This window comes from Bosea vestrisii (assembly GCF_030144325.1).
Lineage (GTDB): Bacteria > Pseudomonadota > Alphaproteobacteria > Rhizobiales > Beijerinckiaceae > Allobosea > Allobosea vestrisii_A.
The window spans coordinates 326,702-344,736 of sequence record NZ_CP126307.1 but is presented as its reverse complement, the minus strand read 5'-3'; the positions used below and the strand labels follow the sequence as shown (position 1 = coordinate 344,736).

The window sequence follows — 18,035 nt, the reverse complement described above, 5'->3', positions numbered from 1 at the left end:
GGCCTAGTTGGCGGGCGCCGGCGGGGCAGGCAGCCGCGCCAGCGTCTCGGTGGAGAAGAAGTAGGTCGGACGCCGCTGGGGCAGGGTAATCTCGCGCGAGCGCGCCAGCCAGGTCTCGGGCAGGTAGTAGAGCGGCACTGCGTAGAAGCCGGAGAGCAGCAGCCGGTCGAGCGTGCGTACAGCCGCAACAAAGCCTTCGCGCGAGCGCGCCGCCAGCAGCGCCTGCAGCGTCGCGTCGATCGCCGGCGAACCCACGCCGGCATAGTTCAGCGCGCCCTTGCGCTCGGCATTGGCCGAACCCCAGCGGCCGATCTGTTCGTTGCCGGGCGAGGCCGAGGCCGGCCAGGTCCACTGGATCATGTCGAAATCGAAGGTCGAAAGCCTGCGCCAGTATTGGACATCATCGATCAATCTGACCGAGACCGCGATGCCGAGCCGGGCGAGCGAGGTCGCATAGTTCAGTGCCAGCCGCTCCTGCGGCCGGTTGGTGACGGTGATCTCGAAGCTGAAGACTTCGCCATTCTCGCCCTTGCGCAGCTCTCCGTCGCGCATTCGGTAGCCGGCGGCCTCCAGCAGGTCGAGCGCCCGGCGGGCCTGATCACGATCACGGCCGGAGCCATCGGTTGCGGCCGGAGCCCATGTGCCCGCAAGGATGTCGTCGCGTACGGAGCCCGGGAAAGTGGCGAGAAACGCCTTCTCGTGCTGATCGGCCGCTACACCGAGCGCCGAGAGCTCACTATCGGCGAAGAAGCTGCCGGCGCGGCGGTAGACGCCGTGAAAGAGGTTGCGGTTGGCCCATTCGAAGTCGAACAGCATGGCCAGCGCCTCGCGGACGCGAATATCGGCGAACTGCGCCCGGCGCGTATTGAAGACCAGGCCCGTCATGCCCTTCGGCGTTTGGAAGCGCATCGTATCGCGAACGATCCGGCCATCGCGCACCGCAGGGACGTCGTAGCCGGTCATCCAGCGCGTCGGGTCGCTTTCGAGGCGGACCTCATAAAGCCCTGCCTTGAAAGCTTCGAACAATGCATTGGAATCGCGGTAGAAATCGTACCGGATCTCCTCGGCGTTGAAGAGCCCGCGGGTGAGGGGATGCTCCTCCGCCCAGAAATCCTTGCGGCGTTTCAGGCGCAGCATCTCGCCGGGCTTGACCTCCTCGACGAAATAAGGACCGGAGCCCAGCGCCGGCTTAAAGCTGGTATCGCCGAATTTCTCGGCGTCGGTGGCGTGCTTGGCGAAGATCGGCATGGCGCCGATGACCAGTGGCAATTCACGGTTGGAGCCGTCGCCGAGCTCGAAGACGACACGGTCGGGCGAGGGCGCTTCGGCTCTGGTCACCCGCGACAGGCTCGAGCGGTGGAAAGGCTTGCCCTTGGTCTTCAGCATCTCGAAGGTGAAGATCACGTCCTGCGCCGTCACCGGCTTGCCGTCGGAGAAGCGGGCGCGCGGATCGATCTGGAAGGCGAGGCGGGTCCGTTCCGGGTTGAGCTCGACCTTGCTCGCGAGCAGGCCATAGGCCGTGAACGGTTCGTCGGCTGAGCGAAAGAGCAGGCTCTGCTGGACATAACGCGGCACAGCGTCCGGTGCGACCCCGAGCACGACCAGCGGATTGAGGCTGTCGAAGGTGCCCTGCTGGCCGAAGATGATTCGCCCGCCTTTGGGCGCCTTGGGATCGGCATAGGGCAGGTGGTCGAAGCCCTTGGGCAGGGCAGGTTCGCCGTGCATGGCGATGGCATTGTCGTTCTCGGCCGCAGTCGCGCGCGCTCCGCCCACGAGGCCGAACGCCGCGAGGCTCGCGAGGACGAGCCCGAAAATCCAAGCCGGGCGCGCCGAGGCGCGGATACGTCGATACATGCTCAAACCTGATTCCCTGACGCAGGATAACATGCGATCAAACTTGTCGCTCCGCCCTCTTCGGGCTGGAAACCCGCGAGAGAACTCGCTAAACGCAGGTCCGGGCGTCATTCAAACGCCTCAATCGCGCTTGATGTGCTCACGCCACCACCGGCTCAGCACCTCGTCGGTTGAGCGCTTGGGTGATGTACGCCGCCGGATGCGGCAGCCGAACAAGTTTCGATGGTCAAGGAACCGCAGATGTCAGCTTCGACCCGCCTGTCCCAGAGCCAGGGCGCCACCGCGAAGAGCACGGTCCGCGGCCTCGCGCTCGTGCTCGGCGCCGCCGTCGCTTTTGCCCCGTTCGCATCGTTCGCGCAGCAGGCCCAGCCGCAGCGCCCGGCGAGCCGCCCGGCGCAGCCCGCTCCTGCTCCGGCGCAGCCGCCGGCCCAGGGTCAGGCGGCGCAGACCGGCCCGACCGTCGTTCAGGTCAAGCCCGAGCCTTCCCAGACGACCTGGACCAAGGTCTGCGGCAAGGACCAGGCCGCCAACAAGGAAATCTGCTACACCACGCGCGACTTCGTCTCGGATCAGGGCCAGCCGGTGCTCGCCGTCGCGATCTATGACGTGAAGGGCGATCCCAACAAGATCGTGCGGTTCCTGATGCCGCTCGGCCTGCTGCTGCAGCCCGGCATCCGCTTCGGTGTCGATACTGCACAGCCGACCCCGGGTCGCTATGCCATCTGCTTCCCGAACGGCTGCTTCGCCGAGGCGCAGGTCAAGGACGACTTCATCAACGCGATGAAGAAGGGCACCAACCTCAACATCAGCGTCCAGAACCAGGCGGCGCGCGAGGTTTCCTTCAGCATCCCGCTTTCGGACTTCGCCAAGGGCTTCGACGGCGCGCCGATCGATCCGAAGGTGCTGGAAGAGCAGCAGAAGGCGCTGCAGGACGAACTCGCCAAGCGTCAGGAAGAGCTGCGCAAGCGCCTTGGCGGCGGCGCGGCCGACGCCACGCCCGGCACGACGCCGGCTCCCGGAACGCTGCCGGGCCCTGGTCTTGCTCCGCTTCCGGGCGCGACGCCTGCGCCGGCTCCGAAGCCCTGATCTGCCGATCATTCGAAACGACTATCGACGCCGGGCCTCGCGCCCGGCGTTTTCATATGGTCACGAGGCAGAGCGTTCGGCGCGTTTGACCTGCTGCCAGAGCGCCTCCAGCTCCTCGAGCGAGGCCTGCTGCGGCTCGCGCCCCTGGCCATCCAGCGCTGCCTCGATGCCGGCGAAGCGTCGCTCGAACTTGGCGTTGGCCGCGGTGAGGCAAGCCTCCGGATCGGCGTCGACATGGCGGGCGAGGTTGGCGATCACGAAGAGCAGATCGCCGATCTCCTCCTTGATCGCAGCCTTGTCGCCACTGGCGAGCGCCTCGTCGACCTCGGCGGTCTCCTCGCGGATTTTGTCCAGCACCAGCCGGGCATCGTTCCAGTCGAAGCCGACGGTCGAGGCCTTGGCCTGGAGCTTCCAGGCGCGGGTGAGCGAGGGCAGGGTGGTCGGAACGCCGGTGAGCACGCCCTTGGCGCCCGCCTGCTCCGGCAGGCCGGCGGCGGCCCTCGCGCGGGCCTTGTCCGCCTTTTCCTGTGCCTTGATCTGTCCCCACAGGGCCTTGACCTCGGCGGGTGACAGATCGCGGGCCTCGCCGAAGACATGCGGATGCCGGCGAATCAGCTTGGTGGTGATTGCCTCGACCACGTCGGGGAAAGCAAAGGAGCCCTGCTCCTGCGCCATGCGGGTGTGGAAAACGACCTGCAGCAGGAGATCGCCGAGCTCGTCCTTGAGGTCGACCAGATCGCCCCGCGCGATCGCGTCGGCGACCTCATAGGCTTCTTCGATGGTGTAGGGCGCGATCGAGGCGAAGTCCTGCTCGAGATCCCAGGGGCAGCCCGTGCCGGGGGTGCGCAGGGCCGCCATGATCTCAAGCAGTCCGGCAATGTCACGCGAAGGCTTCATCGCTGCAATTCTCTTCGGGTTGGGCTAGCCTCCTCCCATGATTCAAGTGACCCCGTCCATTGCGATCGACGAAAGCGAGATCGAGGAGAGCTTCGTGCGCGCCTCGGGGCCGGGCGGGCAGAACGTCAACAAGGTGTCGAGCGCGGTCGAGCTCCGATTCGATGTCCGCCGCTCGGCGTCGCTGCCGAACGACGTTGCGATTCGCCTGATGAAACTCGCCGGTAGCCGGCTGACGCAGGATGGCGTCATCGTCATCTCGGCACAGGAGCATCGCAGCCAGAGCCGCAACCGCGAGGAAGCACTGGCGCGGCTGCTGGACATGATCCGAAAGGCCGAGGTGCGGCCCAAGGTGCGCAGGGTGACCAAGCCGACCAAGGCCTCGAAGGAGCGGCGCCTGGCCTCGAAGGAGCGGCGCTCCTCGGTCAAGTCGGGCCGAGGCAAGCCGAGTTTCGATTAGCGTGGCTTGGAAGCGGGATGGGGAGCCACCACAGGCGGGGCGGCCGGCGCCAAGGCGGGTCGATGCGGCCTATCTGAGGCGCGCCGCTCTCTACTATCTTGAACGCTATTCGGTGCCTGAGGCGCAATTGCGCCGCGTCCTGCAGCGCAAGATCGACCGAAGCTGCCGGCATCATGATCTCGATCCGCGGGAGTTCTCGGCGGCGGTGGACGAGATCGTCGGTGCTTGCGTCGCCTCCGGCCTCGTTGACGACCGCCGATTCGCGGAGGCGAGGGCGCAGAGCCTGCGTCGCAAGGGGCGCTCGGCGCGTGCCGTCGCGGCTGGGCTTGCCGCCAAGGGCGTCGGGCGCGAGCTCGTCGCCGAGACGGTCGTCGTGGACGAGGACGTCGAGCTGGCGGCGGCGCAAGTCGCTGCCCGGCGCAAGCGCCTGGGACCATGGAGCCGCGGCGACCGGGCCGCGCAACGCCAGAACCATATCGCGACGCTGGCGCGCGCCGGCTTCAGCCTGACGATCGCCCGCACCGTGATCGACGGCGCGGGCGAGGGCGCGTGACCACCCGTTCGTTCAGTCGGGCTTGACGTTGGCCTCGGCCACGACCTTGCCCCAGCGCGCCACCTCCAACTTGACGAAGTCGCCGAAGGCCGGTCCGTAAAGGTTCGGAATCTCCGAGCCGTTTCTCTTCCAGGCTTCCGTCACCATCGGTGTCGCCAGCGCCTTTTGCAGTTCGGCCGTCATCCTGGCGACGATCTCGGGCGGCGTGTTCTTCGGCGCCCACATCGCGTACCAGGTCGAGACCTCGTAGCCCGGCACGCCCGCTTCGGCGGTGGTCGGCACGTCCGGGAACGCGCTGGCGCGCTTCGGCGCAGCGACGGCGAGCGCCCGCAGCGTGCCGCTGGAGATCTGCGCGGCGGACGAGCCAAGACCGTCGAAGGCGAGGTCGACCTGCCCGGCGACGAGATCCTGCATCAGCGGGCCGGCGCCGCGATAGGGGACATGCGTCAGGTTCACCTTGGTGGTGAGCTTGAACAGCTCGCCGGCGAGGTGGTGGGTGGTGCCGTTGCCGGCCGAGCCGTAGTTCAGCTTGTCGGGGTTCTTCTTGGCGTAGTTGATCAGGTCGGCCAGCGTCTTGGCCTGGACCTTGCCCGGGTGGACGACCACGACCTGCGGCGGCTGAGCGATCACCCCGATTGGGATGAAGTCGGTCTGGATATTGTAGTCGAGCTTGGGATAAAGCGCCGGCGCGATGGCGTGGTGCGCGGCGCCGATGAAGAAGGTGTAGCCGTCGGGCGCAGCCTTCGAGGCCGCCGACGCGCCGACCGTGCCGCCGGCACCGCCGCGATTGTCGATCAGGATGCGCTGGCCCAGTTGCTGTTCGAGCTGGGCAGCGAGCGGGCGGGCGAAGGCGTCGGTGCCACCACCAGCCGGGAACGGCACGATGAAGCTGACCGGCTTCTGCGGCCAGGATTGAGCCGTCGCCGGGGCAGCCGGGACAAGCTGAGCAAAGGTGGCGAGCGCAAGCGCGCCGAGCCAGCCGGACTTCAACATCGAACAGACCTCCCTTGAGATTTCCCGGGCTCTTCAAGGCCCTTGCGCTTGCGCCTCGTGCGATTGCCGAGCGTTGCGGCGATTAGCGCATCGCCATATCGAAATGGCAACCCGACGAAAGCAGGGTAGCAAGGCTGCGGTCCAGCTGCGCCGAGATCGCCACGAGAATGTCGAAGAGCTTCGTCGGAGCCGAGGAGGCCGGTCAATCAGCCGGTGCCAGGGAAGCTCGCGAAACCGAGGCAGGTTTGATTCGCATAAGACATATTATGGAACTTAAATTGATGCCCGGATAATGTCGTATGGGCGTGATCGGCGCTTAGATGTCGATCATCATGCCGTCAAAGGCCGGTTCAATGTTGCCCGGCAAGCGCTTGGACAGGCTGGCATAATCGAGATCGACATGGAGATTCGTCAGAATCGCGCGGCGCGGCTTCAGCTGCGCGATCGCCTCCAGCGACTGCTCCAGATTGAAGTGGCTCGGATGCGGCGCCTCGCGCAGCGCGTCGAGGATCAGCACGTCGAGCCCGCTCATCGCCGCCATCGTTTCCGGCGGGATCGCGCTGACATCCGGCGCATAGCCGAGCCCGCCAAAGCGGAAGCCGAGCGCGTCATAGTTCGGGCCATGCTCGAGCCGGAACGGCAGCGTCTCGATCGCGCCGCCGGGGCCATCGATCGCCAGCGGCTCGCCGGCCGCGAGCGGCGCAAGATCGAGGATCGGCGGATAGAGGCTGCCGGGCGGCGTCTCGAACAAATAGGCGAAGCGCTCTCGCAGCGTTGCTCCGGTCACCGCGTCGGCATGGACCGGAATGCGCTTGCGCATGTGCAGGACGAGTGCGCGCAGATCGTCGATGCCGTGGGTATGGTCGGCATGGTCGTGGCTGAACAATGTCGCATCGAGCCGAGTGATGTCGGCCGACAGCAATTGCTCGCGCAAATCCGGCGTGGTGTCGATCAAAACGCTGGTTGTGCCGCCGGGGCCGCGACGCTCGACCAGAAGCGAGCAGCGGCGGCGCCGGTTCTTGGGATTGTTCGGATCGCAGGCGCCCCAGCCGGAGCCCGGCCGCGGCACGCCGCCGGATGAGCCGCAGCCGAGGATGGTGACGGTCAGGCTCATGCGGCGGCGCAAGCCTCAGGCGACCTGCGCCACGGGCGCAGCGTGATCCATCTTCCAGTAGCAACGCCGGGCGTTTTCCGTCGTGATCCGCGCGATCTCGTCGAAGGACACGCCTTTGACATCGGCAAGAACCTTCGCGGTTTCAACAACATAGGACGGTTCGTTGCGCTTGCCGCGATACGGTGTCGGGGCAAGATAGGGCGCGTCGGTCTCGACCAACAGATGCTCCAGCGGGATGTCGCGGGCGATCGCGCGCAGCGCCTCGGAGGTCTTGAAGGTCAGGATGCCCGAGAAGGAGATGTAGCAGCCGAGTTCGACACCGGTACGGGCGAGCATTTCACCGGCGGTGAAGCAGTGCAGGATGGCAGGGAAGGCGCCCTTCCCCATTTCTTCCCGCAGGATCGACGCCATGTCCTCGTCAGCCTCACGCGAATGGATCACCAGTGGCAGCTGCGTCTCACGTGCCGCGGCGATGTGCGTGCGCAAGCCCTGCTCCTGCGCCGCGCGTGGGCTCTTGTCGTAGTGATAGTCGAGCCCGGCTTCGCCGATGGCAACGCAGCGCGGATGGCGCGACAGCTCGATCAGTCGCTCGACCGTGACGTCGAGTTCCTCATGGGCGCCATGCGGATGCGTGCCGACCGTGCACCAGACCGAGGGGAAACGCTCGGCCAGCGTCGCATAGGTCGCAAAGCGCGCGACGCGGGTCGAGATCGTCACCATCCGGCCGACGCCAGCCGCTTCGGCGCGGGCAATGTAAGATCCGATATCCTCGGCGAAATCCGGGAAATCGAGATGGCAATGGGTGTCGATCAGCATCAGGCCGCCTCGCCGCCTTCAGGCTCGACATAGCGCGGGAAGACCGCGCTCGGCGCCGGCAGCGCCGTATCCGAGGTCAGGCGGCCGGCCTCGCCGAGCGACGCGAAATTGCGCGCCTCCGCGGGAACCGCCAGCAGGTCGAGCAGCTTCGCCATGGCCTCAGGCATCACCGGCTGGACCAGGATCGCAACCTGCCGGATCGCCTCGATCGTGACGTAGAGCACCGTATCGCGCCGGGCCGGGTCGCTCTTGGAGAGCTTCCACGGCTCGTTGTTGGCGAAATAGCGATTGGCCTCGGCGACCACGGCCCAGATGTCGGCGAGCACGACATGCAGGGCGAAATCCTGCATGGCGGCGCGCGTCTTCGCGAGCAGCCCGTCGGCCTGGGCCAGCATGGCGCGATCGCCTTCCGTCAGCGTGCCGGCCGGCGGCACCCTGCCCTCGCAGTTCTTGGCGATCATCGACAGCGATCGCTGCGCCAGATTGCCGAGATCATTGGCAAGGTCGGCGTTGATGCGCCCGACGATCGCCTCGTGGCTGTAATTGCCGTCCTGGCCGAAGGAGACCTCGCGCAGGAAGAAATAGCGCAACTGGTCGACGCCATAGGCGTCGGCGAGCGCGAACGGGTCGACGACGTTGCCGACCGACTTCGACATCTTGGCGCCCTTGTTCAGCAGGAAGCCGTGGCCGAAGACGCGCTTCGGCAACGGCAGTCCCGCCGACATCAGGAAGGCCGGCCAGTAGACCGTGTGGAAGCGCACGATGTCCTTGCCGATGATGTGGACATCGGCCGGCCAGTAGTGCCAGCGCGGATCGCTCTCGTCCGGGAAGCCGCAGCCGGTGACGTAGTTGTTGAGCGCGTCGACCCAGACATACATCACATGCTTCGGATCGCCCGGGACCGGCAGCCCCCAGTCGAAGGTGGTGCGGCTGATCGAAAGATCCTCGAGCCCGCCCTGGACGAAGGAGACGATCTCGTTGCGGCGCGTCTCCGGCGAGACGAAGTCCGGCACGTCGCGATAGAGCGCGAGCAGCTTGTCCTGGTAGGACTTCAGGCGGAAGAAATAGCTCTCCTCCTCGACCCATTCGACCGGCGTGCCCTGCCCGCCGAGGCGCGTGCCGTCGGGCTGGAGGGTCGTTTCCTCCTCGCCGTAGAAGGCCTCGTCCCGGACCGAGTACCAGCCGGAATATTTGGCGAGGTAGATGTCGCCACTGGCCTCCATCCGGCGCCAGAGTTCCTGCGTCGACGGCAGATGGTCGGCGTCGGTGGTGCGGATGAAGCGGTCGAACGAACAGCCGAGCCGCTGCTCCATCTCCTCGAAGCGCACGGCGATCCCATCGACGAAGTCCTTCGGCGAGACCCCGTTCTGCGCGGCGGTGCGCTGCACCTTCTGGCCGTGCTCATCGGTGCCGGTCATGGCGAAGACGTCGTAGCCGTCGAGGCGCTTGAAGCGGGCGATCGCGTCCGCCGACACCATCTCATAGGCGTGGCCGATATGCGGCGGGCCGTTGGTGTAGTGGATCGCGGTCGTCAGATAGAACTTCGGGGCCGAGGCCATGGTCTGTCCGGTTTCGTGTCGTTGTCAGGCCGCGCGCGAACGGGAAACCGCCTCCGACAGATCGTGAAACAGCGACATGACGAGGGGGCGGCGATCGAGATTGTAGGTTTCGACCTCGTTCGCGGCGCGTGCAAGTCTCTCCCACACCTCCGCGAGAGGCGCAAGCCGGGCCGGGCCGGCGCCGGCATGCGCATGCAGATGGGCGCCGAGCCAGCCCTGCACCGTCTCGATCATGACGGCGAAATCGGCTTCGCCCGCCCTGCCCGCGACATCCTCGCCCAGCGCCAGCAGCGCCGTGAGGTCGATCGAAGGCAATGCATCGAGCCGCGCCCTCACCGCCTCGACCAGCGCCAGCGTCTCCGGATCGACATAGGTCAGCGCCCGCTTGACCGAGCCTTCGGACAAGGATGCGGCCCGCTCGAGCGCCGAGACGTCGTAAGGCAGACGCATGCGCGTGAGCGCGATTTCGCCTGCCTGCGCAACGTCGCTTTCCCCCAGCGGCTCGAAGGCGAGCAACCGGCAGCGCGAGCGGATCGTCGGCAGCACGCGGCCGGGCGCATGGGTGACGATCAGGAAGAGGCAGCGCGGCGGCGGCTCCTCGAGCAGCTTCAGCAGGGCGTTGGCGCCCGGCCGGTCGAGGTCCTCGGCTGAATCGACGATTGCCACGCGCCAGCCGCCCTCGCCTGCGCTGGAACCGAAGCGGTCGATGATCCGGCGCACCAGGTCGACCGGGATATTGCTAGTGAAGCTCTTGCCGTCGGGCTTGGCAATGCGGCGCAGGAGATGCAGGTCCGGATGGGACTGCGCCACGATCTTGCGGGTGGCGCTGTCCGTTTCCGGCATTGCGAGGTCACGGGCAGCTTCCGCGCGACGCACGGGATCGCCTTCGCCGAGCATGAAGCGGGCGGCGCGATAGGCGAAGCTCGCCTTGCCGACGCCTTCCGGGCCGCCGAGCAGCCAGCCATGGTGCATGCGGCCGGAGCGCAGCGCCGTCAGGAAAGCCTTTTCCTGGCGGTGGTGGCCGATGAGCGCCAGCGTCTCGCGCGGATGCGGCGCGTTCGGCAGGCGGTCGGGGTCGTTGCTTGATTCGATCATGCCGGCGCAATCTGCGGCAAGGGCAGCCGGCTGGAAAGCGCCTCCCAGGCCTTCTCCGCCAGCATCTCCGGCATGAGGCTGGCATCGAGCACGACGCATCGCTGCGGCTCCGCCGCAGCGATGTCGAGAAAGCCCTGACGTAGGTGGCGATGGAAGGCGATCGTTTCGCTCTCGAAACGGTCCGTGGCTTCGCCCGGCTTGCGGCGCCGAGCAGCGCGGGCCAGACCAGTCTCGGGCGCGAGGTCGAGGATGAAGGTCAGCTCCGGCATCAGCCCGGCGATGGCGACAGTCTCCAGCGCCGAAAGCTTGTCCCTGGCGATCTCTCCGAGCGTGCCCTGGTAGACACGGGTCGAATCGATGAAGCGGTCGCAGATCACCCAGGCGCCGCGCGCCATGGCCGGCCTGATGCGGCTGTCGACATGGTCTATGCGGGCGGCCTGGAACATCAGTGCTTCGGCGAAGGCGCCATAGGGCTTGATCTTGCCGGCGAGCAGAGTCTCGCGAATGCGCTCGGCCTTGGGCGAGCCGCCGGGCTCGCGGGTCAACTCGACGGTGAGCCCGTGCGCCTCCAGCCGGGCCGCGAGCGCCTTGGCCAGGGTCGACTTGCCGGCCCCCTCCCCGCCTTCGAGCGTGATGAAATGCCCCGCGGGCCGCGCTTTCGCCCTTGTCCTGGTCTTGGCCACGCTCAGCTCCGCTTGAAGGCCTTGCGGACCCAACCGGTCGCGGCCTCCATCAGCGCGTCGAGGGCACGCCGTTGCAAGCTGCCGACCGCGACCGTCTCGGCGGCATAGAGCGGGATTTCGAGCGTCTTGATCTCGCCGCGCGTGACCACCAGGCGGCCGATCTCGGCGCCTTCCGCCACGGGGGCCTGCAGAGGGCCGCGATAGACGATGCGGGCAGCGAGGCGCTCGCTGCTGCCGCGCGGCACCAGAAGGCTCACAGGGCCCTTCGCGCGCAGCGCGATACGGCCCTTCTCGCCGCCGAAGACGCTGGCCTCGCCGACCGTCTCGCCCTCGGCGAAGACCTGCTTCTGCTCGAAGGAGCGGAAGCCCCATTCGAGCAGCTTACGGGCCTCGCTGGCGCGGTCGCGCGCATTCTTAAGCCCGTTGACGACGACGATCAGCCGCTGGCCCTTCTGCACCGCCGAGCCGACGAGGCCATAGCCGGTCTCGTCGATATTGCCGGTTTTCAGGCCGTCGGCGCCGATGTCCATGGCGAGCAGCGGATTGCGGTTGCTCTGCTTGATCTTGTTCCAGGTGAAGTCGCGCTGGCCGAAAATCCTGTAGAGCTCCGGATAGGTCTTGATGATGTGATCGGAGAGGAAGGCGAGCTCGCGCGACGTCACCTTCTGCTGCGGATCGGCCATGCCGGTCGCGTTGCGGAACTGCGACTTGGTCAGGCCGAGCGCATGCACGCGCTCGGTCATGATCTTCGCAAAGCTGGCCTCATCGCCCGCCACGGCCTCGGCCAGCGCGATCGCGGCGTCATTGCCGGAGTGCACGATCAGCCCCTGCAGGATGTCACCGAGCTTCACCCGGCTGTGGACGATGGCGAACATGGTCGAGCCGCCGGAGACGCCGCCGCCCTTGCGCCAGGCGTTCTCCGAGATCGAGATCTCGGTCTCCAGCGTCATTTTGCCGGCAGCGATCTCCTGGAAGGCGACGAGCGCGGTCGCGAGCTTGGCCAGGCTCGCCGGCACCATCAGCTCGTCAGCAGCCTTCTCGTAGAGCACCGCGCCGCTCGCAGAATCGAGCAGGAGCGCATAGGGAGCAGCTGACTGGAACACCTGTGCGCGGGCGAAACCCGGTGCCAGCACCAGCAGGGCCACGCAGACGGCAAGAACCTTGCTCCAAACCGGAAAGTAGGCGCGCGCCATCCCTGATCGACCTTGCGTCATATCGAGATCAGATGATGCGCCGGTCCGGGCGGTCAAGCCCGGAGCAGAGTCAATTCCGCGCCAGTGGCTGCGACTGTTGCTTCACGCCGGTGGACAGCGGGTGGCCCTTGGCAAGGCGAAGGGGCGGCGCCTTCTCGAGAGCGGCAGACGGGCTGGCCGTGCGTGGCACCGGCATTGGCGTCGTCACGACGTTCGGACGTAAGCCCAGGACTGGCTTGCCGGCATGGGCGACGGCACCGAGATCGAAGGGCCGGGACGGCGGCAGACGAACGCCGCTGACTGAAACGCCATCACCGGACGAAGCCGCGGCGCTGGCGACAATCGGGCTCTGCAGTGCGATCGAACGCGGCTGCTCGGGGGCATAGGCCTGCGCGACGGGCTGGGGCTGGACCGGGGTGGGTTCGGCCCGGACAGGCGCAGGAGCTGGCCTTGCGGGTTCCTCGTCGAGATCCGGTCCGGCGGAGCGGCCGAGATCGACTTGCGACGCGGCGCTGGCGATCATGGTGCGGCTGCTCTGGCCCGGGATCGAAGCGGGCGAACCGTCGGTGCGCAGCGAGGCGAGCAGCATGTTGTCGTCGGAGCCGGCGAGCGAGGCTTGGCCGAGATATTCGATCTTGACGCGCGCCGTGCCGAGATGGCGGAAGGCGAGCGCATCGGCTGTCTTCTGCGAGACGTCCATGACGCGGCCGCCATGGAACGGGCCGCGATCGTTGACGCGCACGATGATCGAGCGGCTATTGGTGACGTTGGTGACGCGGGCATAGGCCGGCAGCGGCATGGTCGGATGCGCCGCGCTGATGCTCATGCGATCATAGACTTCGCCGTTGGCGGTGCGACGGCCATGGAAGGCTTCGCCGTACCAGGACGCGGTCCCGACTGCGGTGAAGCCGACAGGCTTCTCATAGGGCGTGTAGCGCTTGCCGGCGACGGTGTAGCTGCGGCCGATCAGCTCGCGGCCGCCACCTTTCGGCACCGGCTGCCCGTCCTCCACCACGCGTGCGCTGGCGGGGCCGTATTTCGATGACGGAAAGGCGCCGATTTCTTTCGATTTGCCGCGGCGCGCGACCTGGTCATTGGCGCAGTTCGCGAGGAAGAGGCCGGCCAGCACGACACAGCTGAGGCGGGTCGCCGTGGAGAAGGAGGAAGAAGCGCGCGGGGCGTCGTCGCAATTGGCTGCGGGGGGAACCACCGCCGGTGCCGAAGTGCTCGCGCCTCGCATCATGCCGCATTCCCGTTCGTCGCGCCGAAAACGCTGCGCCGCCCCAGCCACCAACGTGGCAAGGTCGCAGTTTTCGACCAGTTCCATTAAGGGATCGTTAAGCGGCGGAAGCGCGTACGCGCCACCGTCAACGGAAGCCCAGCCCGGCCTTTGGGCGAGCATAAAGGTGTCGGAAATGCGGCAACTGTCAATCCATCACCTTCCCGGCGCCATTTTTCAGGGGAGCGTGACAGCTGCGCCACGCCCGAGCTCACCTGTCAGCACGGCCCGGTGCTAAAGAAATCGAAGCGAGGCAAGTTATTGAAACTTTGTATCTTTTTGTGATTTCCAATGCAGATGTCCGTATTCAAACCAGCTGCGGCTTGCAAAAATCGATCGGGAGCGGCAATGACAAGCCGTTGGAAGGGTGGCCGAGTGGTTTAAGGCAGCGGTCTTGAAAACCGCCGTGGGTGCAAGCCCACCGTGGGTTCGAATCCCACCCCTTCCGCCAAATATCGCACATAAAGCGTTGATTTTGCTAAGTTTTCTGATTCCATGGATATCCACGCCCCCATTTCTGCCCCCTAGGCCATTTGGGGCGAACAGATCGATGCTTTGCCTCGCCGGCGTCGAAGGCTAACGTTCGGTAATGGCTGATCGCAGATACCCATGGCTAGATGTCGAGCCGACAGACGATCCGCGCATCGTTCTGTTGCGTTTCAAGCCTCAGATGGACTTCATTCCACCGCCAGCGCTGACCCTCAATGATGCAGTGTCATATGCGCTTGCCGCCATGCATGGCGGTCCGTCAAGTGACCTCGATCGAGCGCTGGATATGCTCCACCACGAAGGCGGGATCGGCTACCGCAAGGTGTTAGAGGCTGCGGTAGAGTGCGGGCATGTGCATACGGATTTTCGCTTTGCGTTTCATTCAAATTGGTCGGTTCATTCGTTTCGGCATCGGGCCAACATCCCAAATGACGACCTAATCATCCGCGCGCTGCGCCGGGTGTTCCCTCCCTACAGCGGTGAGACACTAATTCTGTTTCGCGGGGAGCGAGCCAGCGAGCTAGAGGCCGGTCGCATTGGCCTCAACTGGTCGACGAACAGAGCAGTCGCAGAAATGTTCGCGTCGGGCCTTTGCAGGTGCGATGGCGGCGAAAGTGTCTTGCTCACAGCGACCGCGACGCCTTCTGCCATCATTACCGGCCCGAACGATGAAATTCCAAAATCTGTTGAGGAAAGGGAGCACATCGTCGATCCCCGCATGCTGGTTGGCATCACTGAAATCGAGAGGCTGCCCGCCGATCTGCGGCCCCGCTTCTAATCAGCGGCTTGCCGAAGGCTGCCTGAGCAGCCCCAACAGCGGCGCTAGGCGCTGCCGCCGGGGGAAGCAGGGGCCAAGGGCTGCCGGGCGGTGGCGGGCTTCTGTGCGGCCTCACCGGATCGAGCAGGAATAGCAGAGTTCACGGCTACATTGGCGAGCGCGATTTGCACCTTGAGAAGCTCTTGTTCGTGCTCGGTCTGAGACAGGGCGTCGGTCATGTCCACAGCCATCCGCCCCTAATGAAGCCCGCTGCCTGCGATGGCCCGCGCCCGTGCCATCCCATACGCGATCGCCTGCCTGACGTCGGCCGGATCGGCGCCCCAGTAATGCGCCCAGAAATCGCCGGGTTGGGGGCATCTCACCCCATCGAGCGCGGCGTCGAATGCATGGCCGGCCCAGAACGGCTTGTTAATCAGAAATCTCTTCAGGCAAGGAAGCAGCCGCAGGAACTCCATGCGCTCCGCCATCGCGATTTCCGCGAGGCTGTTGCGCGGGAAAATTCGCATCAGCTTGGCCAGCGAGAATTCGGCATAAGGCGCGCCGCATCGCCGCGCGGCGAGCGCGACCCCTATGCCGATCGCGGCCTTTTCCTGCGCAGCCCACTTCGCGGGGCAGGCGTGGGCTGCGGAGTAGGCGAGATACATGTCGCGGATTTGTGGATTCGCCGCGCCGAGGACGACATCCACGTGGGCGCCGCGCAGGTCGGTTATGGTCAGCGTAACGGTCTGTTCGGTCATTGGCTTCAGCCCTGTTGATTAAGGCGATCAGGCGGCCTTGCGGGCCAGGGTGGCGAGTCGCTCCAACTCAGCCAGCGGCAGATCGCGCAGCGCATGCATGAGATAGGCGCGGCGGCGCATTTCGGCCGGGAGCTGGGCGCTAGTTGAAGGCGCAGGGAGGGTCTCGCCACGCTTGGTGGGCGCGCCGCCATGGGCGAGGTGCGCCCGAAGATCAGCCTTTGCGCCTGCGGCAGATCGCCTTCGTCAGAAAGGAACGCCTCGTATGCGGCGCGGTCGATGCCGATCGCGGCGGGCAGATCGCACATCTGCTTCATCCGGGCCGGGTCGCTCAGCATGGCGCGCAGCGCGAAGTCGGCAAACCAGTTTTCGAGCTTCGCCATGCAGGCAGGGTCGAGAGCGATGTTGATATCTGCGAAGTCGAAAAGGGTATCGCGATTGGCGCCGACCCGATGGGCGAGCGCCCGCAGATCGGGCCTGGAAAGGTTGGCGATAGCGCTTCGCATGCGATCGAATGGGCGGGTCATGACTGGCTGGCCTCGTATTTGATGACGGGGATAAAGCTGCGTTTGGCGGCTGCTGCGACGGCCCGGTCCTGTTCGTCCAAAGTCTCTTGCAAATCAGCGGGCCAGAGCTTGGCCGGCGCGCTGTCGAAGACCAGCTGGCAGTCGGTATTCCGGGGATATGCGGTGAGGCTGACCTCGCGAAGGTCCGCCGTCCGGATCAAAAGCGTGCCATCCACCTGACGGCGAAAGCGGTGCTTGAAGCCGCCGACGCTGAAGCCGTGCTTCTTCTCGCGGCGCAGAAGCGCGATGCGGGCGGCGACGCCGGGGCGCGCAGGGTCGAGGATTGCCTCGATCCAAAGCCGGCCCCCCATCGTCTCAAGCCGGGTAATGCGGCCGGCCGGCATGCCCCAGTCGTGATCCAGCAACAATGCGATGCCCGCGAGGCCGCGCTTCGCAATGGCAAGGTCGAACGCACCCGCAGCGAGGATGCTGTTGTTCTGGTCCAGCCGTGTCGTTGAGGCCCAGCCTTTGACCAGCATGTCAGCCTCGAAAGAAGATGTCCGGGGTGGTGTTCTTCTTGATGAACTCGACAATCTCGTTGGCCCGCGCGCGGGTTTCCGCATCGAGCTTTGCATCGCGCCGGATAGCTGCGACCAAGGCCCGGCGCCGATCCTTCGTCATGATCGCGTCCCAGCCGGGCGAACCGGAAATGCCGACCGCGCGCTTCAGCTCGCGCACGGCGTCATCGAGACGTCGAAGTTTTTCGATGTTGAGAGGCATGAATTCAGCTCTGTGCGAGTAATAATCGCTGCAAGAGCGTAGAATTTCATGAGGGCGCCGCCGGGGCGATAGCGCCATGAGCGGCGCTATAGGCTCATCACGCGCATGGACGCGCGCGTGCCGCAAGCGAAATATTCCCTCTGGATCAATCTATTTTTAGAACTTAGTTCGGCGGCGAGTGAAACCTTCAAATATATGTCCTTTTTCTTCGACAGAGCCCCACGCGACCCCGCGCTCGTCGACTGCCACCGCATGCTTAGCGTGACGAAGAACTAGGCCCCGACGCACGAAAGCTCCTCGGCACCGTATCAAGCGGCTATAGGAAAAGAGGCGCCTGAAAGGAGTCTGTGGAAGGCGCCGGCGCGGCATGTTGCGGTTGTTTGCCGCGTGTTACTTTCCGGCATGCTTACGGACATGAAGACTTCAGACTGGATCATCGCCTTCGCCACGATCGCTGGCCCGATCCTTGCGGTGCAGGCGCAAAAGTATCTTGAGCGTTGGCAATCGCGACGCCAGCAGAAGATAGAGATATTTTATGCGCTGATGGGGACAAGGGCGACGCGGCTCGCAGTGGCTCACGTCCAGGCGCTCAACCGTATCGAGCTTGAATTCCGCCCGCGTCGACTCGACTGGCTATTTTATAAGCGGGCGGCAAAGGACAAAAATGTAATCGAGGCTTGGCGCATATATGCCCGGCACCTGAACACTTCGTCCGACGAAAACAACGCGGTGGCATGGGCACGCGATGGGATGGGCCACTTTTACGAACTTCTGTTCAAAATCTCGCAGGCCCTGGGTTACGATTATCAGAAATCGGAACTTATGCAGGGAGCATACCATCCTCAGGGACACGGCGAGACGGAGCAACTTCAGCACGAGCTGTTGGCGAATGCCGTGAAAGTTGTGAAGGGCGAAACTTCACTGGCGATGCGCGTCACGCAGTTTCCGTTTGAAGTTGAGCCACCGGCCAAGCCGAGCGACGACCAAATATTGAGCGCCCTCATGACCCCGCCCCGCAAGGGTGGATAATCCGATCTACCAGTCGACCTGATGACGAATAGGCCGGGAACGGTATTTCGTTCAAATCCAGTGGCTTGAGACTTTTTTGGACGCATGCCAACGCGTCCCCATGCGACCGAAAATCGACATCCTCCGAGAACTCATGGCCT

The 18,035-nt window shown here is 65.4% G+C and carries 20 protein-coding genes and 1 tRNA gene; 6 read left to right on the top strand and 15 right to left on the bottom strand.

What is annotated here, in order from left to right; all coding sequences use genetic code 11:
- Window positions 1–3 precede the first annotated feature (3 nt).
- The gene (locus tag QO058_RS01660; RefSeq protein ID WP_284170013.1) at window positions 4–1,854 is read right to left on the bottom strand and encodes an extracellular solute-binding protein; all 1,851 of its coding nucleotides are present in this window, start codon (window positions 1,852–1,854) and stop codon (window positions 4–6) included.
- Between the two features lie 240 nt (window positions 1,855–2,094).
- Here QO058_RS01660 and QO058_RS01655 point away from each other — a divergent pair, with 240 nt between their 5' ends.
- On the top strand, window positions 2,095–2,940 hold the full coding sequence (locus tag QO058_RS01655; RefSeq protein ID WP_284170012.1) for an invasion associated locus B family protein: 846 nt from the start codon (window positions 2,095–2,097) through the stop codon (window positions 2,938–2,940).
- Between the two features lie 60 nt (window positions 2,941–3,000).
- Here QO058_RS01655 and mazG read toward each other — a convergent pair whose 3' ends face one another.
- Entirely contained in the window at window positions 3,001–3,837 is an 837-nt protein-coding gene (gene mazG, locus QO058_RS01650; protein WP_284170011.1) for a nucleoside triphosphate pyrophosphohydrolase, read from the bottom strand.
- Window positions 3,838–3,874: 37 nt separating this feature from the next.
- On the opposite strand from mazG, the gene arfB reads away from it, so the two are divergent.
- Together arfB and QO058_RS01640 are read left to right on the top strand one after the other, a co-directional pair.
- Window positions 3,875–4,294, top strand: coding sequence for an alternative ribosome rescue aminoacyl-tRNA hydrolase ArfB (gene arfB / locus QO058_RS01645; RefSeq protein WP_284170010.1), 420 nt, complete (start codon window positions 3,875–3,877; stop codon window positions 4,292–4,294).
- 1 nt (window position 4,295) lies between these two features.
- Window positions 4,296–4,847 (top strand): regulatory protein RecX, encoded by a 552-nt coding sequence (locus QO058_RS01640; RefSeq protein WP_284170009.1) that lies wholly within the window; start codon window positions 4,296–4,298, stop codon window positions 4,845–4,847.
- 12 nt (window positions 4,848–4,859) lie between these two features.
- Here the strand turns inward: QO058_RS01640 and QO058_RS01635 are convergent, their stop codons facing one another.
- The 8 genes from QO058_RS01635 to QO058_RS01600 all read right to left on the bottom strand — a co-directional run bounded on the left by QO058_RS01635 (window position 4,860) and on the right by QO058_RS01600 (window position 13,627).
- Window positions 4,860–5,840: a Bug family tripartite tricarboxylate transporter substrate binding protein gene (locus tag QO058_RS01635; RefSeq protein ID WP_284170008.1), complete on the bottom strand. Its 981-nt coding sequence runs from the start codon at window positions 5,838–5,840 to the stop codon at window positions 4,860–4,862.
- A 316-nt stretch (window positions 5,841–6,156) separates the two neighbouring features.
- Complete coding sequence (locus QO058_RS01630; protein WP_284170007.1) at window positions 6,157–6,954, bottom strand: MBL fold metallo-hydrolase; 798 nt, start codon at window positions 6,952–6,954, stop codon at window positions 6,157–6,159.
- A 15-nt stretch (window positions 6,955–6,969) separates the two neighbouring features.
- Window positions 6,970–7,770, bottom strand: a complete 801-nt coding sequence (locus tag QO058_RS01625) for a TatD family hydrolase (RefSeq protein ID WP_284170006.1) — start codon at window positions 7,768–7,770, stop codon at window positions 6,970–6,972.
- Window positions 7,770–9,329 carry a methionine--tRNA ligase gene (gene metG / locus QO058_RS01620; RefSeq protein ID WP_284170005.1) on the bottom strand — a complete coding sequence of 520 codons (1,560 nt, stop codon included), beginning with the start codon at window positions 9,327–9,329 and terminating at the stop codon, window positions 7,770–7,772. The genes QO058_RS01625 and metG overlap by 1 nt, the downstream gene beginning before the upstream one ends.
- Window positions 9,330–9,353: 24 nt before the next feature.
- Window positions 9,354–10,424 (bottom strand): DNA polymerase III subunit delta', encoded by a 1,071-nt coding sequence (locus tag QO058_RS01615; protein WP_284170004.1) that lies wholly within the window; start codon window positions 10,422–10,424, stop codon window positions 9,354–9,356.
- On the bottom strand, window positions 10,421–11,107 hold the full coding sequence (tmk, locus tag QO058_RS01610; protein WP_284170003.1) for a dTMP kinase: 687 nt from the start codon (window positions 11,105–11,107) through the stop codon (window positions 10,421–10,423). Before tmk ends, QO058_RS01615 begins: the two co-directional genes overlap by 4 nt.
- Window positions 11,108–11,109: 2 nt before the next feature.
- Window positions 11,110–12,300, bottom strand: a complete 1,191-nt coding sequence (locus QO058_RS01605; RefSeq protein WP_284170002.1) for a D-alanyl-D-alanine carboxypeptidase family protein — start codon at window positions 12,298–12,300, stop codon at window positions 11,110–11,112.
- A gap of 70 nt (window positions 12,301–12,370) precedes the next feature.
- Window positions 12,371–13,627 (bottom strand): septal ring lytic transglycosylase RlpA family protein, encoded by a 1,257-nt coding sequence (locus tag QO058_RS01600; protein ID WP_284170001.1) that lies wholly within the window; start codon window positions 13,625–13,627, stop codon window positions 12,371–12,373.
- A gap of 313 nt (window positions 13,628–13,940) precedes the next feature.
- On the opposite strand from QO058_RS01600, the gene QO058_RS01595 reads away from it, so the two are divergent.
- Window positions 13,941–14,030 (top strand) — tRNA-Ser (locus QO058_RS01595).
- Between the two features lie 138 nt (window positions 14,031–14,168).
- Window positions 14,169–14,846 carry a hypothetical protein gene (locus QO058_RS01590; RefSeq protein ID WP_284170000.1) on the top strand — a complete coding sequence of 226 codons (678 nt, stop codon included), beginning with the start codon at window positions 14,169–14,171 and terminating at the stop codon, window positions 14,844–14,846.
- Between the two features lie 44 nt (window positions 14,847–14,890).
- On the opposite strand, the gene QO058_RS01585 is transcribed toward QO058_RS01590, so the two are convergent.
- From QO058_RS01585 to QO058_RS01565, 5 genes are read right to left on the bottom strand one after another with little or no spacing between them, the layout of a single operon-like run.
- The gene (locus tag QO058_RS01585; RefSeq protein WP_284169999.1) at window positions 14,891–15,064 is read right to left on the bottom strand and encodes a hypothetical protein; all 174 of its coding nucleotides are present in this window, start codon (window positions 15,062–15,064) and stop codon (window positions 14,891–14,893) included.
- An 18-nt stretch (window positions 15,065–15,082) separates the two neighbouring features.
- On the bottom strand, window positions 15,083–15,583 hold the full coding sequence (locus QO058_RS01580) for a hypothetical protein (protein WP_284169998.1): 501 nt from the start codon (window positions 15,581–15,583) through the stop codon (window positions 15,083–15,085).
- Window positions 15,584–15,588: 5 nt separating this feature from the next.
- Window positions 15,589–16,107 (bottom strand): hypothetical protein, encoded by a 519-nt coding sequence (locus QO058_RS01575; RefSeq protein WP_284169997.1) that lies wholly within the window; start codon window positions 16,105–16,107, stop codon window positions 15,589–15,591.
- Window positions 16,104–16,625, bottom strand: a complete 522-nt coding sequence (locus QO058_RS01570; protein WP_284169996.1) for an HK97 family phage prohead protease — start codon at window positions 16,623–16,625, stop codon at window positions 16,104–16,106. The genes QO058_RS01575 and QO058_RS01570 overlap by 4 nt, the downstream gene beginning before the upstream one ends.
- A 1-nt stretch (window position 16,626) precedes the next feature.
- Complete coding sequence (locus QO058_RS01565) at window positions 16,627–16,824, bottom strand: hypothetical protein (RefSeq protein ID WP_284169995.1); 198 nt, start codon at window positions 16,822–16,824, stop codon at window positions 16,627–16,629.
- 456 nt (window positions 16,825–17,280) lie between these two features.
- On the opposite strand from QO058_RS01565, the gene QO058_RS01560 reads away from it, so the two are divergent.
- Complete coding sequence (locus QO058_RS01560; protein ID WP_284169994.1) at window positions 17,281–17,895, top strand: DUF6680 family protein; 615 nt, start codon at window positions 17,281–17,283, stop codon at window positions 17,893–17,895.
- Window positions 17,896–18,035: the final 140 nt, after the last annotated feature.